At 62.9% G+C, this 2,346-nt stretch carries 3 protein-coding genes and 1 pseudogene; 2 read left to right on the top strand and 2 right to left on the bottom strand.

Going from position 1 to position 2,346, the window contains the following annotated elements; all coding sequences use genetic code 11:
• Both EN750_RS29975 and EN750_RS29980 read left to right on the top strand, forming a co-directional pair.
• Window positions 1–558, top strand: a 558-nt coding sequence (locus EN750_RS29975) for a TOBE domain-containing protein (protein ID WP_127398899.1), incomplete at its 5' end; no start/stop codon positions are given.
• Window positions 559–568: 10 nt separating this feature from the next.
• The gene (locus EN750_RS29980; protein ID WP_127268067.1) at window positions 569–1,450 is read left to right on the top strand and encodes a MurR/RpiR family transcriptional regulator; all 882 of its coding nucleotides are present in this window, start codon (window positions 569–571) and stop codon (window positions 1,448–1,450) included.
• 19 nt (window positions 1,451–1,469) lie between these two features.
• Here EN750_RS29980 and EN750_RS29985 read toward each other — a convergent pair.
• Together EN750_RS29985 and EN750_RS29990 are read right to left on the bottom strand one after the other, a co-directional pair.
• Window positions 1,470–1,786 (bottom strand): annotated as a pseudogene (locus tag EN750_RS29985) (DUF167 family protein).
• A 13-nt stretch (window positions 1,787–1,799) separates the two neighbouring features.
• On the bottom strand, window positions 1,800–2,090 hold the full coding sequence (locus EN750_RS29990; RefSeq protein WP_023811703.1) for a YggT family protein: 291 nt from the start codon (window positions 2,088–2,090) through the stop codon (window positions 1,800–1,802).
• Window positions 2,091–2,346: the final 256 nt, after the last annotated feature.

The following is a 2,346-nucleotide window of genomic DNA, read 5'->3' on the forward strand; positions in this document are numbered from 1 at the left end:
CAGATGCGCGTCGAGATCAAGGCGCTGCACCAGCGGCTGAAATCGACGATCGTCTACGTCACCCACGACCAGATCGAGGCCATGACGATGGCCGACCGCATCGTCGTGATGGACCGCGGCAGAATCCAGCAGGTCGGGGCGCCGCTGGAACTCTATGACAGGCCTGCCAACAAGTTCGTCGCCTCCTTCCTCGGCTCGCCGTCGATGAGCTTTGTGTCCGGTTCGCTCAAGACGGCGCTTGAGAAAACCTGGTTCGAATCGGCCGGTGGCGGGCGGCTTGCGCTTGCCGGCAAACAGGTGCCGGCGGACAGCGCGGTGGAGGCTGGCATCCGGCCCGAGCATTTTGTCATCGGCGAGGCTGTCGACGCGATGGCGATCAGGGTGGATGTCGTCGAGCCCACCGGCTCCGAAACACATGTCTATGGCGCTATCGGTGCTGATACGGTACGCGCCGTGTTCCGCGACAGGGTGCCGGTCAGGCCGGGAGACCTGCTGCCGGTCTCGGTCGACCCCGGCAACATCCATCTGTTCGACAAGGCAACGGGCCTGCCTCTATGAGAATAGCAGCATGAAGACGCCGGCCGACATCATCACGCGGCTGCAGCTGATGTCGCAGGACGGAACGAAGTCGGATCGCAAGCTGGCCGGCTTCGTGCTGGCAGACCTCGATTTCGTTTCCAAAGCGGCGATTTCGGAAATTGCCTTGCGCGTCGGTGTCAGCGAGCCGACGGTGACGCGGTTCTGCCGCAACCTCGGCTGCGAGGGCCTGCGCGACTTCAAATTCTATCTGGCGCAAGCCATCGCCATCGGCGGCCAGTATCTGTCGCCGGAGCCGTTGAGCCGCGATGCCCGCGAACAGCGCATCGCTTCCGCCATCACCGAAGCGGCGATATCGGCCATCCAGCGCGCCAGCGAAAACCTCGACATGACGACGCTGGTCGCCGTCGCCGCACGCATCGCTGTTTCCGGTAATGTGCTGTGCATCGGCTCCGGTGGCATTTCGTCCATGATGGCGACCGAAATGCAGAACCGGCTGTTCAGGCTTGGCGTGTCGGTGCTGGCGCAGATCGACGGACAGTTGCAACGCATGTACGCCGCCGTTGCCACCCCCGACACCACGCTGATCGCCTTCTCCGTCTCCGGCTATGCCAGATCGGTCATCGATGCGGTGCAGGTCGCCCAGCAATATGGCGCCACCACGATCGCCATCACCCCGCCGGACTCCGCACTCGCCAAGGTCGCCGACACGGTCATCCATTTCCAGTCGCTCGAGGATGGCAATATCTACAAGCCGACATCGTCTCGCTATGCGCTGCTGTCGATCGTCGACATGATCGTCACCTCGGTCGCCGAGACGCGCGGACCAAGGGTTTTGGAGAATCTGCGCCGCATCAAGCAGAGCGTGAACACGTTGAAAGTCGACGATCCGCGTTTGCCATTGGGCGATTGAGCCCCTGCGGCCAAGGACATCAGGACTGGCGGCCGAGCGCCTCGATGCTTTTCGCCAATTTCGCCGGATCGCCTTCAATGCGCACGGTCTTCAGCCGCGCGGTGCCGCCGGCGACAACCGAGACAGCGGACCCGGGCACGCCAGAGCCTTGGCCAGCAGCTTTTCGAGCGCATGATTGGCGGCGCCGTTTTCCGGCACGGCGCGGACGCGCGCTTTCAGATGGCTTCGCCCGTCCGCCGTGGCCTCGAAGCCTTCGAGCCTGTCCAGCGCAGCCTTTGGCGTCAGCCGGACAAACAGCTCGGCGCCGTTTTCGCGCAGGCGAAACGGCGTGCTCATAAGGTCATCCTGCTCACAGGATCAGAGGCGCCACCGTGGTGAGCAGAAACTGCCGCAGGAAGAACAGGATCAGAAGCAGGATGATCGGCGAGATGTCGATGCCGCCAAGGTCCGGCATGAAGCGGCGGATAGGCCGCAACGCCGGCTCGGTCAGCCGGTAGAGCATGTTGCCGATGGAACCGACGAACTGGTTCTTCGAATTGACGACGTTGAAGGCGTAGAGCCAGGAAAAGATCGCCGAGGCGATGATGATCCACCAGTAGAGGTCAAGCGCCATGACGATTGTTTGAATGAGGGCGAGCATGCCGGTCTCCAATTGTTGCCGACATGTAGCCATTGCACGCGAAACCGGCAAGGGCCGCCTTTCTGTGGAGCGCCAATACCGGCCCGGTCGGACTGTAGGGCATGTCGCCGACACCCCAACGAAGGCGCGAATACACAAAACCGGCAAGGGCCGCTTTCCGCCGGCGCCAGATCGACGCTTGACGGCACTGGATTTCGGCAAACCTCCGCCTTGACAGGAAACCGCGGCGCCCGATAAATGCGCCCATCCGCTGGAC

Origin of the sequence: Mesorhizobium sp. M7A.F.Ca.ET.027.03.2.1 (assembly GCF_003999175.1) — a bacterium.
Lineage (GTDB): Bacteria > Pseudomonadota > Alphaproteobacteria > Rhizobiales > Rhizobiaceae > Mesorhizobium.

What these genes read in the sequence shown, in the direction of transcription:
- EN750_RS29990 (WP_023811703.1), bottom strand. Translation starts at nt 2,090, where the DNA reads ATGCTCGCCCTCATTCAAACAATCGTCATGGCGCTTGACCTCTACTGG.
- EN750_RS29980 (WP_127268067.1), top strand. Translation starts at nt 569, where the DNA reads ATGAAGACGCCGGCCGACATCATCACGCGGCTGCAGCTGATGTCGCAG.